Genomic DNA, 2463 nt, shown 5'->3' on the forward strand with positions numbered 1-2463 from the left:
TAACGAATAGCGTTTATCCGCCGCAGCGGCGACGTGGGAGGAAGGCAAGGCGGCATGGCGGCGGATAAACCTCGTTGGACTGAACCGCCGCGACGGCGGATGCAATGGGGATTGTAAGCGGCGAAGCTGCGTCGTCAATCCATCTGCATGAAGCGAGCGTCCTTTCGATCATGCGAAGTGAGCAACCCCACCTCCAGCAGGGGCCACGATCGGGCGGCGGGGCAATGCTGAGACCGGCCAGGCGTGTCGCCCCGGACGCAGGGCGAGCGTCGCCGCAGGCGCGTGGTGGCACGCCTGGACACCGCATCCTCAGCGGCTGTGGTCATGGCGGTCCTCTCAGGTGAAGAGCCGGTGGCGCTGGCGCGAGGAGCGCCACCACACGCATCCTTCCGCGCCCGCAGCAGGGGCAGCACGCGTGCTCCATCCCCGCCACCCGGCGCACGAAATCGGCGACCGACTCCACGAGGGCGGCTGACGGAGCCGCTACCTCGAGCGCGGCCCGCGCGGCGGCCAGGCCGGATCGCTTGCGCGCGGGCGAGAGCAGCCCGTAGTGGCGGATGCGTTTGAAGCCGGCCGGTAGCACGTGCAACAGGAAGCGGCCGATGAATTCAACACCGGGCAGACGCACCGTGCGCTTCTTGCCGCTGCCGGCCTCGGCGCGCACGCGGAAGGCAAGGTGCTCGCCTTCAATGCCGACGATGCGCTCGTTCGAGATTGCGACCCGGTGGGTGTAGCGGCCCAGATACTCAAGCACCGCGTCGGGCCCGCCCAGCGGCTGCTTGGCATAGACCACCCAGTCGTGGGCATGAAGCTGTGACTTCAAGCGCGGCCAATCGACATCGGCCGGCCAGCGTTCGCGGCCAGCTCGCTGCGCGAGGCCGGCGATGAACTTGCCGCGGAACACGCGCGAGAGCGCGCGCACCGGAAACAGGAAACCCTTCTTCGGCCGCAGCCACTCGCCATGTGGACCGAGCGCACCGCCGGCGACGAGCGCATGCAGGTGAACGTGACGGCGCAGATCCTGGGTCCAGGTGTGCAGCACGAGCGAGAACGCCGGCGTGCCGCCCAGGTGGCGCGGGCTCGCGGCGAACTCGGTGAGCGTGGCGGCGACGCTGGCAAAGAGCAGGTCGTACAACGTGCGTGGATCGGCGGCAACGAGGCCGTTGAGGCTATGCGGCAGCGTGAACACGAGGTGGAAGTAAGGCACCGGCAGCACTTCGCGCCGCCGCGCGGCGAGCCAGGCTTCTTTCGCCCGCGTCTGGCACTGCGGACAGTGGCGGTTGCGGCACGAGTGATAGACGTGCCGGTGCTGCCCACAGGCGTCGCAGGCTTCGAGATGCCCGCCCAGCGCGGCCGTGCGGCAGGCGGTGATCGCCCGCCAGACCTTGGCGCCGCCGCGTGGCAGGGACCGGGTAGCGAGGTAGGCCGGGCCGAAGGTGTCGAGCACCCCGGCCAGGCCGGCCCGGCGCATGGCCGCTCAGCTCGGGCCGAGCAGGTCGAGCGGCGAGGTCGTGCCGGTCAGGTGGGCGCGGGCCAGGTGCAGGTAGCGCATCGTCGTCGACAGGTGGCCGTGGCCGAGCAGGCGCTGGATCGTCGGCAGATCGACGCCGGCTTCGAGTAAATGGGTGGCGAACGAATGGCGCAGGGTGTGGATGCCGCCGCGGTGTTCGATGCCGGCGGCCATGCGTGCGCCGTGGTACATCCGCTGCGCGGTCGCCTCGGACAGCGGTCCGTCGCCGGCCGCGTTGGGAAACAGGAAGTCGCGCGGACGGGCGGCACGCCAGTACAGGCGCAGCCCCTCGAGCAGGCGCGGCGAGAGCAGCGTGTAGCGATCCTTGCCGCCCTTGCCCTGGCGCACCTTCAGGCACATCCGGTCGGGCGCACTCTCGATGTCGGACAGGCGCAGCGCACACACCTCCGACAGCCGCAGCCCGGCCGCGTACTTGGTCATCAGCAGCGTGCGCGAGCGCAGGCTCCGGCTGCAGGCGAAGAGCCGCGCCAACTCCTCGCGCGTGAGCACCTGGGGCAGGCGCTTGGGCACCTTGGCCATCGGAATCTCGAGGGCGACCTCCGTTCGCCCGAGCACGGTGGCCAGCAGAAACCGGATCGCGCACGCCGCTTGATTGACGCTGGCGTAGGCGAGCTTGCGCTCGGTGATCAGATGCAGCAGGTAGGCCTGGATCTGGGCCGCATCGAGGGCATCCGGCGAGCGCCGGTAGTACTGCGCCAGCCCGGCAACGCAGGCCAGATACGATGTCTGCGTCCGCCTGGCAAAACCCCGCAGCACCATCGCGTCATTCATCCGCTTGCGCAGTTCGCTCATGTCGATCTCCTGGTCGGTTCGGGGAAAGCCCCGGCGACAGGATGCGAGTGAGAACCGGCAAGGTGTGAGCGCTCAGGGCGCCCGGAAAAGACAACGCGGCCGCGAGGCTCTCACCACCGCGTCAGCGGTTTAGTTCAACG

The 2463-nt window shown here is 69.4% G+C and carries 2 protein-coding genes; both read right to left on the reverse strand.

Annotated features, from left to right (window positions below):
- Positions 1–322 precede the first annotated feature (322 nt).
- Positions 323–1471: an IS91 family transposase gene (locus GRF61_RS23745; RefSeq protein ID WP_169153085.1), complete on the reverse strand. Its 1149-nt coding sequence runs from the start codon at positions 1469–1471 to the stop codon at positions 323–325.
- Positions 1472–1477: 6 nt separating this feature from the next.
- Positions 1478–2323: a site-specific integrase gene (locus GRF61_RS23750; protein WP_169153086.1), complete on the reverse strand. Its 846-nt coding sequence runs from the start codon at positions 2321–2323 to the stop codon at positions 1478–1480.
- Positions 2324–2463: the final 140 nt, after the last annotated feature.

It is taken from the genome of Azoarcus sp. TTM-91 (genome assembly GCF_012911025.1).
GTDB lineage: Bacteria > Pseudomonadota > Gammaproteobacteria > Burkholderiales > Rhodocyclaceae > Azoarcus.

What these genes read in the sequence shown, in the direction of transcription:
- GRF61_RS23750 (WP_169153086.1), bottom strand. Translation starts at nt 2,323, where the DNA reads ATGAGCGAACTGCGCAAGCGGATGAATGACGCGATGGTGCTGCGGGGT.
- GRF61_RS23745 (WP_169153085.1), bottom strand. Translation starts at nt 1,471, where the DNA reads ATGCGCCGGGCCGGCCTGGCCGGGGTGCTCGACACCTTCGGCCCGGCC.